Raw genomic sequence first — 18,696 nt, 5'->3', positions numbered from 1 at the left:
GGCGCCACAGTGTGCACGAATCAACTACTTCTTCCCGACCGGAGCTGAGAGAGGACGTGCACGACCGGCAAGTCGTACTGGTCCTTGTCTCGCTCCCAGAAGGAGAGCACCCGAGCCGTGGCCTCGGCCATGTCCGTGGGCAGGTCAGCCTCGCGGAGAGTGTCGGCGACCTCTTCCATCTCGGGCGCCCAGCGCCAGGCCCGGGCTGCCACGCTCGGCAAGTACTCCGGATCAGAGAGGATCGCGGAGATCATGATCTCGGCTTCGCCTGTGAGCTGATCACCGACTCCATGGGCGTCGGCGAGCGCATGGGCGACGCCGGCGAGGGTACGAGCGGCCTTCTGGTAACTGGCAAAGGCCATCTTCAGAGCGGAAGCAGAACCGACGGCGTCACCGACCCGGCATACGTGCAGGGCAGAGTCCACGAACAGCGACGCCACCAAGTCGACGGCGGAGCCGACCCCCGCGAGATAGAGCCGTGCCGTGCGCCAATCACCTGGTGGCCGACCGAAAACGGAACCGTCAATGACTGCGGAGCCGGGACGGATCTTCCCGGCGATGCGCTGCACGCGCTGCGGACTGATGGCATTGACATCGACGTACACCCCAGCGAAGGCGTGCGCAGCCACGGCCGCTGCCACATCCTCCGCCGCCTGCGGTGGGCAGACTGAGAGAACGACCGCGCTACGGGACAGCGCTTCCGCGAGCGAGTCGCAAGCTGTGGCGCGGACCTCCCTCGCGCGGCGCCATGTGTTCTCACTGCGTTCCTTGGGCACCCACAGCACCTCATGGCCGCCGGCGACAAGCTCAGCGGTGACCGCCGCGCCCATGGATCCCGGGTGCAAGACGGTCACGACGGTCACTGGCTGCCTCCGGCGAAATGCGACGTGGTGTGTTCCTCATCAACATGATCCGCTGCCGTAGAGCAGCAACGGCGGAGGGCTCAGCACCTGGCTCGGACGGGCCGGTCGCCGATAAGGCAAAAGTTCCCCCTGCCTCGTGTTGGCCCTTCATAGCGAAGCAGGGAACACGGCTGTGGCACCCCTGTCCCGGCGGCTCGACTCACGCGCAAGCCACGTCATGGGTACCGTGCTGGAGACGAACTCTGTACGGACAGACCGGCGATCGCGCCGGATCGTCCGGCGGCCGGGAGGTGTCCTGATGCTGGAGGAAGCCGAGGAGATCGGCAAGCGCGTCCGCAGGGCGAGGCTGCGGTTGGGTATGCCGCAGGCCGACCTGGCGATGGCCCTGGGGAAGTCGCAGGGCTGGGTGTCGAAGATGGAACGTGGCCTGATCGAGCTGGACAGGGTCGGGCTGCTCAACCAGGTGGCCGCAGAACTGCACGTCCATCCGAACGACCTGATCGGGCGTCCGTACAGCAGCTCTCCCGACGAGAACCAGTGGCAGGTTGCCGCCTCGTCGATCCTGCGCGAGCTGCGCCGCTACGACCTCGTCCCCGTCTTCGACGGGGCTCCGAGGCCCGCATCACAGCTGTGGCGTGAGGTGACCCGGCTGCACCGCCTGCGGGACACCGCCTCCAACGTGGCAATTCTCCGGGTTCTCCCGGACCTGTTTCGCGAGGCGCGCGCCTTGGCGGAGGAGTCGGAGGGCCACGAGCGGGAGGAGGCGTATGCCATCTACGCCGTGTGCTGCAAGTTCGCACACACCGCCGCCCACTCCCTCGGGCACCCCGAACTGGTCGCCATGGCCTGCGAGCGCGCCGCGTGGTCAGCCAGGTTGTCGGGAGATCCGGTGCTGCCTGCCGTCGCCGACTGGATGAGGGTCTGGGACATGTGGGCGACGGCTGACTGGGCCGACGCTCTGACGCTCTCGGACAAGGCGATGACCTCGGTAGAGCAGGAGTACGACCGTGGCGAGCCGCTGGCCGTGCGGGCCTGGGGCACGCTGCAGCTGCGGGCCGCGGTATCCGCCGCCCGAGCCGGCCGCGCCTCGGAGGCCGAGGACCGGATCGGACACGCGAAGGACGCTGCCGAACGCATGGACGCGTACGTCGGGGCACCGGTGTACGACCGGCATTCGCTGACGTTCTCCGCCGGGAACGTGCAGATCCACGCGATCAGCGTGGCCCTGGAAATGGGCGAGCAGGGCAAGGCGCTGGAGATAAACCGCCGTACCAGCCCAGCACTGGTCGGGTCACTGCCCAACTCCCGGCAGGGACACCACCACATGGATGTCGCGCGCGCCTGGCTGTGGGACGGGAACCGAGGAAAGGCCCTGGCCGAACTGGAGACAGCCGAGCGGATCGCGCCCCAGCTCGTACGGAACCACCCCATCGCCCGCTCGACGCTTCGCAGCATCGTCTACGCGGAACGAGCAGTCACGCGGGAGAAGCTGCGGCGCATGTCCGACCGCTTTCACCTCGACGGATAGGGGTCGTATTCCTCCGGCTCATATTCGAGGGTTGCCCTGTCCCTAACTTCAGGGCATGACGCGACGACGTTCTCCCTACCTTCCCTCGCAGGGAGCCGGGTTAGGTACCGCAGCTCCCTTCGTTCCCCGGCTTGGCGACCTCGCCACCGACAGCGCCCACGAGGACCGTGTGGGAGTCGTGGTCGCCCTCCCTGGTGAGGGCTCCGCCACGACGTACCACCTGCGCCCGCCCGGGGGCGGGACCCAGTGGTCCGCGCCCGCCGACGGGACGACGCTCAGGCCCGTGCCAGTGAAGGCCACCCACGCCACGCTGTTGGCCGGCCGGGACGCGGTCTACGACCCGAGGGCCCGGCAAGGGTCGGTCCCCGTCGAGGTCCACTTCGATGACGGCTCGACCCTCGACGGCGCGCTCATCCTTACCTCGGCGGAGCTGGAGCGGTTGTACGCGCAGACCAGCCGCCTACTTGATGCACACGAACGCGCCCTCGGCAGCACCTCGTGACCGGGGCTCGGCGCCGCCATGCCCGAAACGCCGCGTCCAGAACCGCACGGTCCGACCACGGAGGCCGAATCGCACTCACGTTCCTGGCCGTCGCCGGCCTGGTCGGCCCGGCTTGGGCACTGCGTGAGCACGCCGGCCCGCTCCTCGAAGGCGCTGGCCACCGGCCCTCCGCCGCCGCACCGGACGCGAGCCTGCCCTCCGACCGCTGAGGCCGCTCCCGGCACCGAGACCGTCTGCCTGCGCTCGGCCGCCGGATCCTTCCACGCTGCTCTCTGGTCGAGCGGCGCTGAAGAACCGTCCCGCTCAGCGCGGCTTCGGCTCCCCGGAGCGGGACGGCCTGCACCCCGTCAGCCATCTGGAACATCCACGCGTGATTCTCCAGGGAGGGATCGTGGACATCCCGTACATCGTCATCGACCAGCTCGTCCCCGACCAACAGCAGGTCTGGAACACGTACTTCGGCAACGCCGACCGCCCCCGCTACATCGAGGAAGGCATCTGGCGCCGCACCCAGGAGAAGGCCACCGCCGGCCAGTCCGGCTGGGCGGCCTCCGACGACGCCCGGCGGCGGATCATCCACTACCGCTACCGGTACGGCTTGGTGCCCACCACGGCTGCGCCGGCCATCGGCTTAACCGACCTGTACCTCTATCACTCCGCTGCGGCCCCTGCCGACGAGATCGACGCGCACCACGACGCCCTGTGGAATTCGCTCGCCACCGGCGGCTGGAAGGAAGCCCCCGGTGGATTCTTATGGACGCGGCGGGATTTGAAGTGCCGGATCACCGAGCACGACATCCACCCCCAGGACGCCGCCGCAGGCCGCGTCCTTCCAGCCAGCTACCGGAGCCTGGACGTGCAGATCGCCTCTGTGTCCTACGCACCGCCGCCCGCTGTCCGGCAACTGCCGTGGAACGTGCTCTCCACCGGAATCCGGTTCAAAGACCGCCCCGGCACGCCGACCCGCGTTCCAAACCTATCCGTCCTCGCGGACCTGCGGCCGTTCCAGGTGGAGATCGGATGCGGTACGTCGGTCGAGGCGGGGATCCCGCCCCTGCACCGGCTCCACGAGATCTACCGGGTCACCGACCGCCAGGGCCACGAGCCGCGTGAGCATCGCTTCACCCTCTCCCCGACAGCGGACACACTCCTCCATGAGGTGCTGACGGAGCCGGAGGAGAAGACTGCGGAATTCGTGGAGATGTTCCGTGCCTGCTTCCTGGCCGAGCCGACCCCGGCCATGCGGGCGCTGAAGGAACTGAAGGACGCTGGGCACCTCGTCGGTCCGGTCATCACCAACAACTTCGACGTGCTCGCCGCGCGCGCCGGCCTCGACGAGTGCTTCATGCGCCGCTACGACCAGGCCGTACCCGACGTCGATTGGGTCGATGGCGCCAAGGCCCTCCTCGTCGTCGGCCTGCACGCCGACCGACGCAAGGTCCAGGCTCGCGCCCGTGATCGCGGCATGCAGATCGTCTACCTGGATCCGGAGGGCTTCTGGCACGACGGCCAGTTCATGCCGTACCCGCTGGAGGGGCCCCAGGACGGTGACCTGGTGTGCCGGGCAACCGCCGCTGAGGCGCTGCCCGCACTCGTCAATCTCCTGAAGCAGTCAGCTGGTTGATTCACCTGCACGAAGAGGGGCGCGCCGGGTGGTGGCGCTAGCGTGACGCACCCGGCCGGCCCGGACCCCCCGGGCAGGCGACAACAGGGAAAGGAGCGTCGACCCATGCGCGTATCTGTCATCGGCTGTGGTCACCTGGGCATCCCCCACGCCGCTGCCATGGCCGAGATCGGCCACGATGTCATCGGCGTGGACCTGGACCAGGCGAAGATCGACCGCCTCAACGCCGGCGAGTGCCCCATCTACGAGGACGGCCTGCCCGAACTCCTCACCACCCACACCGCCACTGGACGACTGCGGTTCACCACCAGCCTCGAAGAGGCGGCCGAGTTCGCGGACGTCCACTTCCTCGCCGTGGGCACGCCGATCGACGCGGACGGACGCAGCTACGACACCGGACAGGTTTTCGGCGCCGCCCGCGCCCTTGCCCCGCACCTGTCTCGCCCGACCGTGATCATCGGCAAGTCCACGGTCACCGTCGGCACCTCACGCGACCTCGGCACACTCCTCGCGCGTCTCTCCCCGGCCGGTGAGGACGTAGAGGTCGTCTGGAACCCGGAGTTCCTCCGCGAGGGCCACGCCATCGACGACACCCTGCGACCCGACCGGATCGTCGTCGGCGTCCCCTCGGCCCGCGCGGAGGACGCCGTACGCCAGGTCTACGCACCTCTCCTGGCGAACGGGATCCCGCTGTTCGTCACCGACCCCGCCACCGCCGAACTCATCAAGGGCGCCGCCAACGCCTACCTCGGCATGAAGATCTCCTTCATCAACGGCGTCGCCGACATGTGTACCGCCGCCGGAGCCGACGTCCAGCAGCTCACCGAGGCCATCGGCCTCGACCCCCGTATCGGCCGCGGCGGCCTCAACGCCGGACCCGGCTACGGCGGCGGCTGCCTCCCCAAGGACGTCCGCGCCTTCACAGCCTCAGCCAGCACCCTCGGAGCCACCGAGGCAGCAACCCTCCTGCGGGCGGCAGAGCAGGTCAACGAATCCCGCCCCACCGCTGCGCTGAAGCTCATCGAGCAGACCCTCGGCCACCCCGTCGACGGCGTACGCGTCACCGTCTGGGGAGCTTCCTTCAAGGCTGGCACCGACGATGTCCGCGAATCCCCGGCCCTGGCGATCGCCGCCCTCATGCACCAGCGCGGTGCGACCGTCACCGTCCACGACCCGCACGCCGTGCCCACGGCACTGCACCGGCACCCGGAGCTCGACTACGCCGAAGCCCTCGACAACTCCGTCCAGGGCGCCCAACTGATCGTCCTGGCCACCGAGTGGCCCCACTTCCGAGAGGCCGACCCCAAGGCCCTCGCCCCACTGGTCGCGGACCCGGTCCTCGTCGACCTCCGCAACCTCATCGACGCCGACGCCTGGCGCATGGCCGGATGGACCGTACGCCAGCTCGGACGACCCGCACAGGAATAGCCGAACCCATCGACCCGGAGGTCCGCCATGGACACCCTGTGGGACAACATCGAGAAGCTCTCCGCCGTCTGCCGAGCGGCTGGCGCCCATCTCCCCGACGAGGAGCTCAAAGCTCTCCAGGTCGGCAAGGTCGCCGAAGAAGCCGGCGAGGCCATGCACGCCCTCCATGGCCTGAAGGGCCTCACCACCTGCAGCGACGACCACACCTGGTCCGAGGTCCAGAATGACCTGGTCGGCGCCGTCATCGCAGCCCTCCTGGCCATGCACTACATCAATCCCACGGGCGCCCGCGCAACCTTCGACGAGATCCTCCACCGCCGCACTCGCAGGGGCCGCGAGGCCGCTGCTGCGGCCTGACGGCCTCCGGAGTCGCCGCCGACTGCACCCACCAGGTGCGGTCGGCTGCCATGCTCGGGTTTAAGGCACAACAGGCACCTGATTCCAGCGCGGGAGAACTCTCCCTACATCATCAAGACCCGCGCACGGCCTGGGGCGTGTGCCGCCTCAGCGGCGCGGACTGCCTCTGTCTTCACCCCGTCTGGCCGTGCTGCCTGCTGGGAGGGAGGTAAGGAAGTCATCGATCACGGTGAGGCCCCCATGCCCAGGAGACGTCCAACTCCTGACGCGGAAACTGTCACCAACGTCGATCCACCTCATTGTGTTAGCCGCTTTTAGCCGCTGTCAGCAGGGGCGCATTAGTTCAAAAGAGATCTGAGTAGGAGCGCTAGCCTGCGCCCTAACTAGACGCTCGTAGGTGAGTTGAATCGCGAACGGATCGAGCTCCTTCTTGAAACCCTCCAAAAGGCCCACTGCCACCTTCCGACTGGGAGTTAGATGATCAAGCTGCATGTTTCGCATCACATCATCGTAATCAACCTTTTCCCGCTTGATGATTTCCGAAATTGCCCCCAACAGCAGCTCGGCATCCTCCATGTCTGACGGGGTGCAGGAATACGCATAACCGATGGCAACAAACCCCTTCCGAATGGGTTCCGCAGTCGCATTTCTTTTAATCAATTCCCACTCTCTGTGCAACTTCCTACCACCCTCGCTCCGCAAGTCAAAACGATGACCTTGCAAACAAACAAGGGATCCCAGTCCAGTGAGGGAAAAGTCGTCCAACCACGCATCCACAAGGGCCCCAGGAAGCTCAGGAACCCAGCCTCTGGACCAGCAGGATTTCCCAAGCTCATCCAGGACTTGCAACCATTCATCATCTACTTCGATGCCGGCCAGCCAGGAAAGATTATAGAACGGAAGATTGTCCGGAGAAAAAATGTCCCGGACAAGTGATGGAGTGAGGGCTTCGCGCCTCTGCTCCCTGCTTGCCGAGTGTGCGACAAAATTAGAAAGAGCATAATTAAGGAACCTAACCCTGGGCCCTCGTTCGGGAATCCTCAAGCCAGCCTCAAGAATCTCTCCGTGGGACAACTGGGTCGCCCTCCCTGTCTTGCCTGCCGCACGGCGCCGGGGAAGCATGCGAGGAGTTGATGCTTGGAACGGAAGGAAAGCGGTCCGATCCAGGAGCCAGCCAGAAAAAGTATGGTCCATAATATCAATCGCATTCAATCCAACCCACTTACGCTCAAGATCTTTCCAGTCGTCTAGATTACCCAGCGACCCAGCCTTGATATCGGCAATAGTCTCGTCATCAACGACGGTGTACTTATCGAGGGCATACTGGAGTACCCACGGAAATCCTGACGCGACCACAGAGAAATCTGCACGATGCGGAGCGAGTGCGCGTACTGCGCCAGCGAGCGTTTCCGCGCTAGGGGATTCCTCAAAGAAGCGGACAGCCGTCAACCAGTGCTCTACTGGGAAGCCAACACTCCACGCCTCGGGCAGGATAGTCGTTGCTTTGGGGAAGCTGACTGAAGTGCAAGCCAGTCCCAGGCCGCCCGACCAAACGCCCCCTGAGGCCAGAGGGATATGGATTCCATTGGCGTCGAAACGAGCTCGCGAGGAAAAAATCGAAGCGATGTGACTGGCCCACTGCGGGACCAAAATAGAAGACGTCGAAGTCTCCCGTTCCAGGTGGGCAGAGAGAATGCTACTTTCCAGCGCCATTTGAATTGTCAAATCTGGCTCGATCATCGCTTGACTAGCCAGGGCAAGAAGGGCAGGCAATTCATTTCTCACTCCGATATCAAACATCTCCTCCTTTTCTCCTGACGAAGAGTTGTCATAGATTCTAGTCAATTTCTCTTTGGCCCAAGAGTCCCCGACAGCTGCTCTAGCTGCAAGGAAGCACAACACCCCCTCTGCCGGAACACCAGGCTCCGACAGATCGTCCGACAAGAAATCTCTAGCCACTTCCATCCCTCGTTCACTGATAGCGACAGCTAGGATTTTCAGATGACTACCTCCGGACAGCTTGATAAGTTTTAGCGCTTCCTCCAGGAGAGTCATTTCGTAACGAGGAGCACGTACCATACCGTCACCGATAATTTCAACAGCAAGCCTGGAGCCCGTAAGAATACGGCGCTGTAGAGTTCCGTATTGATCGGAATAGGCGTTCAGCTCCAGCACGAGCGTCGTCACACTGTCGCGCATAGTGCGGCGGTTCGCAAAAATGTTACCCAAAGCAAAAAGCAGGACATTTCGCCAATGGGAACTGATTGACATTGCTCGAAGCCGATCACCGATTTTATCTTCGCCGCAATTCATAAGGGCGTCCGCCGCCCAGAACTCTTGCAAGGACCTGATTTCGAAACTTACTTCGTGTCCTCTACTAGGGACCAGAAAAACAAGCCTGTCAGTAGCGGCTCGACTGATAGCTGAGGTCAAAGATGTAAGGTGCGATCCCTCATGTCCTTCATCGGTCAATCTATGCGTGATAATTGAGTTAAGCTCATCCAGAGTGAGTCGCGACTCGGTTTCTCCAGAGCGCTCGCTTCGTGTCTGAAGCATCAGCCCGACATCAGCATGAATCGAATTGATGTCCTCGTGATGGTCACGCAATAGATTACTGGCCGGCCCCTCTTTTTCCAATTCTCGCTCATAAATTACCCGATAATAATCAGCGAAGAGAGTGTACCTATCTTTTGGAGCCTTACCGACTCGGTCTAGCAAGACGGCCATGATTGTCACTTGCAGGGGCGTCGTCATCAGATGCGCGGTTGAAGACTCTGAGGTAGCTTGGTCCAGTCGAGACATCAGGCGGGTTACTCTGTCGTACGCGGTTCCGTAACGCGCTTCGGCCAACTTTCGCCCATACTTGAGGCCATTTTCTTTACTCAGAGGGGCGAGAGTGAAATGTTGAAAGTGTTGTGGAGAAAACTCGTCCGTGTATCCCTGGGGTCGCGTGGTGGCAACTACCACGAGGTCAGAGTTACCCTCATCTGCCGCAATCTGAAATTCGTTTATTCTTTCCAGAACTTGTGCTCTATTACTCGATCCAGGAACCTCATCCAAACCATCCAGAATGATCAGCCAAGGGAACACTCTCAGCCAATCTCGCATATGCGCGGTGGTCACGACAACTGAACCGGATTCGGTAATGCGTTGAGCAATATAATCCAAGACATTGATGCACTTACCCTGAGCAAGTTCGTCAGCAAAGCTGGTTAGCGAGATCTTTACTGGCCAACGTCGTGCACGGGGTCGCAATTCCTCCTTCTCTGCTTGTTCAAGAATTTGATTCACGGACGAGCGTACATCGATGTTACGCATGGACTTAGTATCTTTGACCAAAAGGGCTCGGTAAAGTTGGCAGACAAATTGGCTGACTGTGCTTTTTCCTTGTCCCGGGCCTCCAACCAGGACAAACCTGTTTTTAGATTGTGCGGCCTCCCCCTCTGCGAGATCGGTATCGCTTTCCGGCGAGTGACGCATGTCGCAAGCTGAGATAAGGGCGTCCAGGCAGCGCGCTTCGTGTTCGCCTGGACTGTCTTTCCCGCTGCCAATCGGTAGATCAATGAATACCTGGGCGAGTGGAATCATTCGATCATCGGCAGAGCCTGCCTGATCAAGGTTTGCGTACCTATCCTTGACGACCTCTCTTGCCAGGTACGACTTAATAGCGGCTGGTACTTCCTCGCGATCGCATGTTACGCTTTCGTAAAGGGCAGAAAGTACATCCCCAGGCAGGATCCACGCAGAATATGAATTTCGAATTCCATGGTGAATTTCAAGAAAACGCCCAATAACATCACTATGCCAGACCAGCCAGTCCTTTACGCCCAGCTTGACACACTCTTCCTTCATGGCTTTAGCGACACGGTCGATCCCGCCCGTTCTCGGCGTAGGCGACAGTGTCACGTTAGTGGCAAAGATGATGTATTCAGGCTTCTCGGTCCGCTTAGTCGAAGTGTGCCATTCTTGGAACTCTTTTCGAATCTCGTTGATCAGCCATGAAGCCTCCTCTCGGGCGCTAGCAGGCTTTTCCTTGTGTTTCGCTTGCAGGACGACGTATCCATCCCAGTTCTTCTCGCCACTCGATAGCTGAATGGCCCCATCAAACGTCGCTTCCCTCCCGCCGTCAGGACCCGAACCAAACACATTGACAAACGGCCCAATCTCGGCAACGGCGATAGATTGCGTGAGATTTTCGAACTCGCGAGGACCGAGTTTATAAAGATCAAAATTCATAACGCCCATGATGCAGGATCACTCTCTTGGACCGCAGGCGAATGAGGGAAGTCGGTCATTAGTACTCCAGCTGTAGATCGCGACCTTCATGCCTGGGCGGCTTGTCGCTGGTAGTGGCTGGTCTGGGATCGGGCCTGGTGGCGGCGTCGCCAGTGGGACCAGCTGAGCTGGTGGGCCGCTTCACGTGTGGGCCGGACGGTGAGCGCGGTGAACAGGTGCTGGATCTCACTGCAGGTCAGCGGTGTCAACCCGTCCGTCTTCGGCTCGCGGGCGTGTTCGTCGGCGCGGACGACGGTGAGGAAGGCATGGGCGAGCATCGCGAGGGTGACCCAGCGGTGCCAGGACGCCCAGCGCCGGACCTGGTGTTCGTCCAGTTCGGCCAGGCCCTTGCCGGACTGGAAGGTTTCCTCGACCGTCCATCTGCGTCCGGCGACCCGCACCAGGGTAAACAGCGGCACCTGGGTGGCTGAGTAGCGGCGGTAAAAGGCGAGTTCACGGGTGCGCCGGTTGCGGCGGACGAGCAGCTGATGATGGCCGGGCCGGTCGTCGGCGCTATCGGCCAGGGCCCGGTCGTAGAAGCGGTGCCCCTTGGCGCCTGCGCCGGCGGAGAGCTTCTGCCAGGCCGGCGCGGGGAGCTTCTTGACCAGGGCGTCGGCACGGAGCTTGCCCGCGGGGGTGGTGACCTGGTGGTCGCAGGCCACGGCGAGCACGTAGCCGATCTCGCGTCTTTCCAGCTCGCTTCGCAGGTGCGGGTTACCTCCGTAGACTTCATCACCGGTCACCCAGAATGCGGCGACGCCGGCATCCAGGGCGCGGCCGACCATGCGGGCGGCGAGGGCGGGTTTCGTGGTGAAGCCGACGGCGTCGGGTATCCCGGCGGCTCGGCAGCGGGCCGTGTCCTCGGTCCAGGAACGCGGAACATACAGCTCCCGGTCGATCGCTGCGTGCCCGAGCGGGGTGGAGTAGTCGAGGTAGACGGCGACCTGGCTGTTCTCGATGCGTCCGACGGTTCCGGCTCCGGATCGATGACGGTCGACCGGATTGCCCTGCGCCAGATCGCCAGGGATGAGATCGCGCGACGGCAAGCGCCTGATCCAGCGCGGTGACACTTCCCCACCCATGGCACGGCGGCATCGATCACCCCCGTGCCCCATCCGTGCCCTTCGGAGCGGATAGCAGCGGACAAATACGGTAGCCAGAGACCACACCAGCCTCGACCGCTCCACCCAAACATGCAGGTCAGCGCCACTGCAGCCGTTCAAGAACCGTTGATTCCCAAGCTCAGAGCGCGAGTTCGATTCTCGTCACCCGCTCCATGACGAAGGCCCAGGTCAGCGACCTGGGCCTTGTTTGTTGTCTAGACCTGTCTAGGCGCCTTGCACCGCCTCTGCACCACCTGTCCCGAGGTTCCTACCTGCCCGCCGGGCCCGGGGTGGCCTTCAGCGTCTCCCGCATGATGCGCGAGCCTTGCTCAGCCATCTCACCGATGGGGACGGCGAGTTCATCCGGCGTCACGTCGATCGCCCAGACGAAACGGCTGCGCCCTTCGGTGTCGGCGAGGACCTGCATCGAGGCGTGATGGTGCTTCGGCGCCATCGAGCCGCCGACCACCGCGTAGGCCACCCGGCGGGACGCCTCGTCGATGTCGACGATCAGCTCGTGCACGACCACACCGTTCGCGAAGGTCACGATCCTGGTGTCCGCCTCCATGCGGGTGTCCGTGACGAAGCCCGGCACCAGGCGCTGGTGCACGGCTCCGACCTCGCGCAGGGCCGCCCAGACGTTTTCCGGGGAGTTGTCGATCAGGAATTCCTTGTTGATGTGAGCCATGTGCCCTTCTCCTGTCGGGGGACGTGTCAGGCGCCGGTGGTGAGGCAGAACGGATGCCCCTCGGGATCGGTGAGGACGACCCACTGGTCCTTGCCGGGCTGGAACTCGGGCCTCAACGCTCCGAGGGCGACGATCCGGCCGGCCGCCTCCTCCAGGTCGGTGACCGTGAAGTCGAGGTGGGCGTGCTTGGCATCGTCGGGCCAGCCCGGGGCCTGGTAGCCCTCGATGCGTACGAACGCCAGGCCGGGCTGCTCCCCGCCGGCCAGGGAGGCGTAGTCCTCGCCGCTGTAGGTGATCTCCCAGCCGGTGACCTCCCTGTAGAACTCGGCGAGCCGAACCGGGTCTCCACAATCGATGACTACGGTGCTGATCTGCGCGAGAACGGACATGACGGTGACTCCTTGAGCGCGGTACGGGATGACGTGCGACGCCGCTCAGCTTGCTCGCCACGCCCCATCCCGGTCTTGAAAATCCTTGCGGGGGGCCGATGTCAGACCCCCGGCGTAGCGTCGAAGAGTGCTCACCGCCACCGTCCTCGCCGCCCGGCCCGACTTCCGTATCACTGCGGTGAGCTGCCGGGACGACCACACCAACTGGTCGCAGACGGAGGTGCGCGAGGACTACCGGGTGGTGCTCGTGCAGCGCGGCCGGTTCCGCAGGCAGGTGGCCGGCGCCCCGGCCGAGGTCGACCCGACGACGGGCTATCTCGGTGTGCCGGGTGAGGAAGAGCGTTTCGCGCACCCGGCCGCCGGGGGCGACGAGTGCACCTCGATCAGCCTGACGCCCACGCTGTGGCGGGCCGTGGCCGGTGAGGACGCCCGCCCGGCTCGGCAGAGCGTGTACGTGGACGCCCGCCTCGACCTGGCCCGCCGCCGCGTCCTCGCGTCCGCCCGCACCGGCGACGTGGACCACGCGGTGACCGAAGAACTCCTCGGGCTGCTCTCCGCCACCGTCGGACAGGCCGTCGACAGAGCCGTCCCGACCGGCACGCGCCCCGGCCGGGACGAGGGGCCGCTCGTCGCCGCGGCCCGGCAGGCGATCGGCGAGGCCCACCCCGCCTCCGAGGGACTGCTGCCGCTCGCGGAGCTCCTCGGCGTCTCGCCCTACCGTCTGAGCCGCGCCTTCACCCGCGTGCTGGGAGTCTCCCTGACCCGCTACCGCAACCGGGTCCGCGTCGGCCGCGCCCTCGACCGTCTGGACGCGGGCGAGGAAAGCCTCGCCACCCTCGCCGCCGACCTGGGCTTCTCCGACCAGGCCCACCTCACCCGGACCATGCGCCACTACCTCGGTCACACACCGACGGCACTGCGGCGGCTCCTCGCCCCGGAGCACCATGAGGGGGACATAGTCGAGTAGAGGGCCCTCGACCAGGGTCCGGCACATGCCACTACGTGCCAGTAGGGACGGTGAACAGCGGTCAAGAAGGGGGTGGCGAACCACCTCGCCGCAAGGCCCACAGCAAACGTTTTACCAGCTCAGACCCTATGTGGCCCCTCAAGGGCCGGGTGATTCCCAAGCTCAGAGCGCGAGTTCGATTCTCGTCACCCGCTCCATGAAAAAGCCCCAGGCCAACGGCCAGGGGCTTCTTTTCCGTCTGGTCCGCATCAGGGGTTCGGCACCACCTTCGCACCACCAGCCCTCGCGTCACCTCATTCGGTGCCCGAGGTGTCCTGTCAGCAGGTCAGCGAAGACGGGTAGGCCGGCCTTCGCGAGACGGGCGACGGCATCAGCGAGGGTGACTGGCGGGTTGCGCTTCTCTCCGACAAGTCTGACTACCGTCTCCGCGACCTCGTGCGGCAACTCCTTGTACAGCCCGCACAGGTACGAATCCGGGTCGATCACTCGCACTCCGCGCTCGGCCAAATCACCGGCAGGGAAGTCGGCAACGTTCCACGTGATCAGGGCGTCGGCACCGGCCGCCACCGCTGCCGCCGAGTGATGCCGGTCGTCGGGGTCATCACCCGGCATTTCATCCACGAGGTGCCCGTATACCGCGGTCTCGATCTCGCAGTCGGGGAAGAAACGCCGGACGGCTTGGGCAACTGCGGCAGCCGACTTCGGCGAACGCTTTCCCTCCCGGACGATGACCCGCTCCCACTCCGCGAGCAGCCGTTCGGACCACACGATCTCGTGGATAGCATCCTCGGTGAGGGCCAGCATCACGTCCATGACCGAGAACGGAAACAGGACGTCGGTGTCCACAAAGACCCGCGCTGCCACGCTCCCCCTCTTTCTTCACTTCGACGGCTACCCGTGACGCCCGGATCAAGAGGCCGGATCGACACCCTCCAAGACATCTGCGATCTGGCGCCGGCCCTCTCGGCGTCGTTCACGCTGCCGCTGGAACACCAGCACGTCCGCAAGGCGGACCACCCGGTGGCTACTGCCCGGCAGGTTCGTCGAAGGGATGTCGCCGGCATCAAGCAAGCGTGCGACGAACGGCCGAGACAGACCCAGAAGCTCAGCAGCCTCAGCGGGCGACAGCTGCGTCTCGGACGCCAGGACCGTCACCGCATGCCCACGGGCAAGCTCACCGGCCGAGGTCAGAAGCAGGCGGACCAGCTCCCCAGGCAGCACGAGCTCGCTGCCATCCCGGGTACGCACCAACACCTCGACCGCCTCCGGCGCCATCCGAGCAGTCGCCGCGAGCGCACCCTGGTGCGAGGGATTCGGCTCCACCTTCTCGGCACGGGCAAGAACGCTGGAACGAGCCATGGTCGCCTCCAATCACTGACCCCGCCTACGTATCATCTGAAATAACTGTAACCTGGGGGTCCGGCGCGGGCACCCCAGGGCAGACGGGATCTGCCGCGTCCCGCCCGAGCGACTTGCCCTGCTCACCGATCTGCGGGCCAACGGCCCGTGGAGGCCCTCCGAACGGATACGTGAACAGCACAGGCAAAGCTGACGCCCACGCCACCGGGCATCCCGGCGAACCACGCCAGCGCGCTGGGCAACGCACACCCCCTGCCAACACCTCCCCCTGTCACCGCGCAAGAGGCCGTGCCACAACGTGCCAGCAGGAACGGTAAACAGCGGTCACCAAAGGAACCGACGTAGCGGTCAGGGCCTGACCATCGGGACGCATTTCAGCAGGTCAGAGCCCATATGTAAGGTCAAGGGCCGGGTGATTCCCAAGCTCAGAGCGCGAGTTCGATTCTCGTCGCCCGCTCCATGCATTCCATGCGAAAGCCCCAGGTCAGCAACCTGAGGCTTTCGTGTTGCCCAGAACCTGCAGGAGCACCTGAGGCGGTACGGGGGCGGCGGCGGAACCGTTGCGGAAGGCTGTCGCCGACTTCGCCGCATCTGTGGCCTGAGGATCCCCGTTGACCGGGCTCAGCCGCGCGGACAGCCGGTCCGGGTCAGCTCTGTCGTTTGAGTTCGCGCACGGCCGCGGGCAGTGCGAGGCACAGGGCGAAGGAGGTCGCGAAGCCGCCTCCCCCTGCCAGAACGACATCAGTGGTGCCAACGCCTGACCGGAGTACCAACAGGCTCACGACGAGGCCGACCACCATGGAGCAGGCAACGTACAGCGCCAGCCACAGCTGCCACGTACGTCCGGAACGGGCTGTCGATTCGGGCATGGACTCGATCCTTTCGAGGGTCACGGGCGAGAAGGAGGAAGGACGGGCAGGGGAGATCAGCGGTGGCAGGCCGTCACAGCGGCTCGACCGAGCCGTGCAGCAGGTGTTCGGCGAGTTCGGCCCGCAGCCGACCAAGTGCCGAGACGTACGAGGCGTACGCATCAGCGCGTCGGCCGAGCTCACCGAGAAGAACCACGCTCCGCCGCTGCTGCCCGATCGGCGGAAAGCGCACGGGAAGGTGGCCCAGAGCCGCAGAGCTCAGCGAGGGGGCTGCAGTGGCCGCGGCGCGGTGGGACATCCACTCGCGCGCGTACCGGAGGCCCAGGTAGGCGTGGAGGTACAGGGGGTCGATCTCGGCATTCGGGCATACGCGCAGACGCATCACGTTCGAGCTGAGCAGCCATCCGGCCTGCGGGCCGGAGACCAGCGCGGGTTGTTGCTGCGCCCCCGTACGCACGCAGACGATGTCGTTCGGGAGTAACTCGAACTTCTTGAACCGCTCGGCCGTCTGCCACGGCACGCGGTTCTTGGGTTCCTCCGCGATCTTCCCTCCGACGAGATCCTGCGGGAAGACAAGAGGAATACCGGCGTCCGCCGTGCGTGCCTCCGCTGGAAGGCGGGTGTATGACGGACCGGGCCGGATCTCGCACAGGTCCTTGAGAACTGCCTCGTTCCAGCCGCCGGATCCCGAGCCCGTGCGGTAGCCGTCGCCCGTTTCCACCCATCGCTGCTCCAGCAGGCGGAGCATGTCCGTATGCCCTGCCGCCTCCTCACCGGCTTCGCGCAGCTGGGCCGCAACGGGAGCAGCGCCGTAATTTCCGCCCCCCAAGTAATCGGCGGGGCGCAGCGAACACTCCTCGTCGGCGATGACCGCGCGGGCCACGACGACAGCCGACAAGCCCCGGTCGGCAGCGTGCGCCGCGTACTCCTCACCGTCCGGGCACTGCTCTCCGTCGAGCCATGGGCGGACCACGGCCGTGATCGCATCTCGATCTGCGTCGCGCAGCACTCGTCGGCGCCGGACCTTTGTCCCCAGCTCCTGGGCATCGACGAACAAGACGTCTTCTCTCACCGGATGCTCCACACGTCGCAGCAACCACAGGGAAACCGGCACGGGCGTCGCGGAGAACAGATGGGACGGCAGCGTGATGACGCACTCCACAGCCCCACTGCGGACAAGGGCGCGGCGAATCTCGCGCTCGGCAACGTTCACCGAGTTGCCTGCCTTCACCGGCATGACCACCACGGCTCGGCCGTCGAGTACCAACGCACCGAGGACGTACTGCACCCAGGCGAAATTGTCATTGCCCTGTGGTGGTGGTCCGTACGGCCAGTTTCCCGTCCGGCGCCCGGGGCCGGGTGCGTCGCTCATGTTGAACGGAGGGTTCGTCAGCACCACGTCGGCGCCGTGTTCGCGGTTCGGTGGCCATCGGTCGGACCGGGTGCTGGTCAGTTTCGGTCGTACGCCGAGGTGGAGAAGGTACAGACTCGCGACCGCTTGCAGCCGGCTGTCGAGGGTCTCGCCATACACGGTCCCCCGCGCGCCTCCGATGTGCCGGTACGCAGCCGCCAGCATCTCTCCGCCCCTCGTGTAGGGGTCCAGCACTGTGGCCTTCTGTCCTGGAGTCAGTACGAGTGCCGCAGACAGCGAGGCCAGGCCCACCGGGCTGCAGAACTCCGAGCTCTGCAGCCCTTCCCGGGCGCTGAACGACTCCCACACGAGCTGGAACGCGCCAACGCCTGTGCCTGCCGCCGTCCGTACTGCCGTAGTGAGGTCGTCCCAGCTCCGCGGTTCCAGTTGCAGCAAGCTGCTGCGCATGTCGGTTCGGTCGCCGTTCCGGCGCAGCGTGTCCTGGGCCATGTCGCCGAGGGAACGGAGCAGCGATTGCACGTCCCTGGCCCCTTGACCTGCCGACATGGCGTCCTCGATCCGGCGCCACTGCTCCGGTTCCGCATGTCGTACGTACATCACGATGAGACAGAGATTCACGAAGTCCGCCATCGCCGCCGGGCCTCGGACCCGGTCCGCGAGTCGGCCCATCAGCTGATCGACGGCCTTCTTGTCCTCGGTCCCGATGCGCTGAGCGCCGCTCCCCACGGCTTTCGGTTCCGCGGACGGTCGATCACCGCTGGTCCGGCGGAATCGGTCGGCGTAGGTGGTTCCCGCCTGCTCCCCGTCGAGCAACTGTGATTGAGGAATGGTGCGGTTCATCAGCCACCGCGTGATCTCGGCCTCGTGGAAGAGCTCCGTATCGCCGGAGCGCACAGGGGTGGGAAAGTCTTTGTGCCGCCGGGCCCAGTTCGACACCGCCGGGCGCCTCACGCCCGCGCGCTCCGCGATCTGGGTTCGGGTGACAAGACCGGTTTGTTCATCGTGTGCCAACTGCATGGTGTCTCCTGGCGGTTGGGCCGGTTGAGTTTCCGATGTGAGGACCGTACGAGGAAGAAGACACACGAGCCAAACGCGCATTCACAGTGCTCACTCTGTTTGCCTTGGCGGAGTGGTAGGCAACCCACCCCGCCACGACCACGGCAGAGACGAAAAAGCACATGGATACGGGCCCAGCAACGTTCCTGCGACCGGACCCTCCATCCAGGTTCATCGATTACATGGGTTAACAGAATTCTCAGGTCGGCCTCCTCGCACGTCAGTTGCGTGCAGGGTTCCGAGGAGGGCTACAGCCACTTCGGCATCGAGCAGGACACCTTCGAGGCCACTTCCGATGGCCGGGTACAGGTGATTC

The 18,696-nt window shown here is 64.7% G+C and carries 14 protein-coding genes and 1 pseudogene; 6 read left to right on the top strand and 9 right to left on the bottom strand.

What is annotated here, in order from left to right; all coding sequences use genetic code 11:
- Positions 1-20: 20 nt before the first annotated feature.
- Positions 21-863 (bottom strand): NAD(P)-dependent oxidoreductase, encoded by an 843-nt coding sequence (locus OG609_RS21685; RefSeq protein WP_327274333.1) that lies wholly within the window; start codon positions 861-863, stop codon positions 21-23.
- A 298-nt stretch (positions 864-1,161) separates the two neighbouring features.
- Between OG609_RS21685 and OG609_RS21680 the strand changes: the two genes are divergently transcribed.
- The 5 genes from OG609_RS21680 (at position 1,162) to OG609_RS21660 (ending at position 6,302) form a co-directional block, all read left to right on the top strand.
- Positions 1,162-2,391 carry a helix-turn-helix domain-containing protein gene (locus OG609_RS21680; RefSeq protein ID WP_327274332.1) on the top strand — a complete coding sequence of 410 codons (1,230 nt, stop codon included), beginning with the start codon at positions 1,162-1,164 and terminating at the stop codon, positions 2,389-2,391.
- A gap of 55 nt (positions 2,392-2,446) precedes the next feature.
- Complete coding sequence (locus tag OG609_RS21675) at positions 2,447-2,893, top strand: hypothetical protein (protein ID WP_327274331.1); 447 nt, start codon at positions 2,447-2,449, stop codon at positions 2,891-2,893.
- A 391-nt stretch (positions 2,894-3,284) separates the two neighbouring features.
- A complete protein-coding gene (locus tag OG609_RS21670) occupies positions 3,285-4,517 on the top strand; it encodes a hypothetical protein (RefSeq protein ID WP_327278129.1) in 1,233 nt (410 codons plus the stop codon).
- A gap of 105 nt (positions 4,518-4,622) precedes the next feature.
- On the top strand, positions 4,623-5,945 hold the full coding sequence (locus OG609_RS21665) for a UDP-glucose dehydrogenase family protein (protein ID WP_327274330.1): 1,323 nt from the start codon (positions 4,623-4,625) through the stop codon (positions 5,943-5,945).
- A 27-nt stretch (positions 5,946-5,972) separates the two neighbouring features.
- On the top strand, positions 5,973-6,302 hold the full coding sequence (locus OG609_RS21660) for a MazG-like family protein (RefSeq protein WP_327274329.1): 330 nt from the start codon (positions 5,973-5,975) through the stop codon (positions 6,300-6,302).
- A gap of 324 nt (positions 6,303-6,626) precedes the next feature.
- Here OG609_RS21660 and OG609_RS21655 read toward each other — a convergent pair whose 3' ends face one another.
- The 4 genes and pseudogenes from OG609_RS21655 to OG609_RS21640 form a co-directional block, all read right to left on the bottom strand.
- A complete protein-coding gene (locus OG609_RS21655) occupies positions 6,627-10,538 on the bottom strand; it encodes an NACHT domain-containing protein (protein WP_327274328.1) in 3,912 nt (1,303 codons plus the stop codon).
- Between the two features lie 86 nt (positions 10,539-10,624).
- Positions 10,625-11,599 (bottom strand): annotated as a pseudogene (locus OG609_RS21650) (IS701 family transposase); the annotation flags it as partial.
- A 349-nt stretch (positions 11,600-11,948) separates the two neighbouring features.
- Positions 11,949-12,368, bottom strand: a complete 420-nt coding sequence (locus tag OG609_RS21645) for an SRPBCC family protein (RefSeq protein ID WP_327274325.1) — start codon at positions 12,366-12,368, stop codon at positions 11,949-11,951.
- 26 nt (positions 12,369-12,394) lie between these two features.
- Positions 12,395-12,757 (bottom strand): VOC family protein, encoded by a 363-nt coding sequence (locus tag OG609_RS21640; RefSeq protein ID WP_327274324.1) that lies wholly within the window; start codon positions 12,755-12,757, stop codon positions 12,395-12,397.
- Positions 12,758-12,884: 127 nt separating this feature from the next.
- On the opposite strand from OG609_RS21640, the gene OG609_RS21635 reads away from it, so the two are divergent.
- Positions 12,885-13,724, top strand: a complete 840-nt coding sequence (locus OG609_RS21635; protein ID WP_327274323.1) for a helix-turn-helix domain-containing protein — start codon at positions 12,885-12,887, stop codon at positions 13,722-13,724.
- 288 nt (positions 13,725-14,012) lie between these two features.
- Here the strand turns inward: OG609_RS21635 and OG609_RS21630 are convergent, their stop codons facing one another.
- The 4 genes from OG609_RS21630 to OG609_RS21615 all read right to left on the bottom strand — a co-directional run bounded on the left by OG609_RS21630 (position 14,013) and on the right by OG609_RS21615 (position 18,341).
- Positions 14,013-14,588: a PIN domain-containing protein gene (locus OG609_RS21630; RefSeq protein ID WP_327274322.1), complete on the bottom strand. Its 576-nt coding sequence runs from the start codon at positions 14,586-14,588 to the stop codon at positions 14,013-14,015.
- 45 nt (positions 14,589-14,633) lie between these two features.
- Entirely contained in the window at positions 14,634-15,083 is a 450-nt protein-coding gene (locus tag OG609_RS21625) for a helix-turn-helix domain-containing protein (RefSeq protein WP_327274321.1), read from the bottom strand.
- A 647-nt stretch (positions 15,084-15,730) separates the two neighbouring features.
- Complete coding sequence (locus OG609_RS21620; protein ID WP_327274320.1) at positions 15,731-15,952, bottom strand: hypothetical protein; 222 nt, start codon at positions 15,950-15,952, stop codon at positions 15,731-15,733.
- A gap of 73 nt (positions 15,953-16,025) precedes the next feature.
- On the bottom strand, positions 16,026-18,341 hold the full coding sequence (locus OG609_RS21615; RefSeq protein ID WP_327274319.1) for a type I restriction-modification system subunit M/S: 2,316 nt from the start codon (positions 18,339-18,341) through the stop codon (positions 16,026-16,028).
- Positions 18,342-18,696 lie beyond the last annotated feature (355 nt).

Source organism: Streptomyces sp. NBC_01224, from assembly GCF_036002945.1.
Taxonomy (GTDB): domain Bacteria; phylum Actinomycetota; class Actinomycetes; order Streptomycetales; family Streptomycetaceae; genus Streptomyces.
This window is presented reverse-complemented; position numbering and strand designations above follow the sequence as displayed.

Excerpts from the sequence above, each read along its gene's own strand:
- OG609_RS21680 (WP_327274332.1), top strand. The coding sequence starts at position 1,162 with ATGCTGGAGGAAGCCGAGGAGATCGGCAAGCGCGTCCGCAGGGCGAGG.
- OG609_RS21675 (WP_327274331.1), top strand. The coding sequence starts at position 2,447 with ATGACGCGACGACGTTCTCCCTACCTTCCCTCGCAGGGAGCCGGGTTA.
- OG609_RS21665 (WP_327274330.1), top strand. The coding sequence starts at position 4,623 with ATGCGCGTATCTGTCATCGGCTGTGGTCACCTGGGCATCCCCCACGCC.
- OG609_RS21660 (WP_327274329.1), top strand. The coding sequence starts at position 5,973 with ATGGACACCCTGTGGGACAACATCGAGAAGCTCTCCGCCGTCTGCCGA.
- OG609_RS21655 (WP_327274328.1), bottom strand. The coding sequence starts at position 10,538 with ATGAATTTTGATCTTTATAAACTCGGTCCTCGCGAGTTCGAAAATCTC.
- OG609_RS21645 (WP_327274325.1), bottom strand. The coding sequence starts at position 12,368 with ATGGCTCACATCAACAAGGAATTCCTGATCGACAACTCCCCGGAAAAC.
- OG609_RS21640 (WP_327274324.1), bottom strand. The coding sequence starts at position 12,757 with ATGTCCGTTCTCGCGCAGATCAGCACCGTAGTCATCGATTGTGGAGAC.
- OG609_RS21625 (WP_327274321.1), bottom strand. The coding sequence starts at position 15,083 with ATGGCTCGTTCCAGCGTTCTTGCCCGTGCCGAGAAGGTGGAGCCGAAT.
- OG609_RS21620 (WP_327274320.1), bottom strand. The coding sequence starts at position 15,952 with ATGCCCGAATCGACAGCCCGTTCCGGACGTACGTGGCAGCTGTGGCTG.
- OG609_RS21615 (WP_327274319.1), bottom strand. The coding sequence starts at position 18,341 with ATGCAGTTGGCACACGATGAACAAACCGGTCTTGTCACCCGAACCCAG.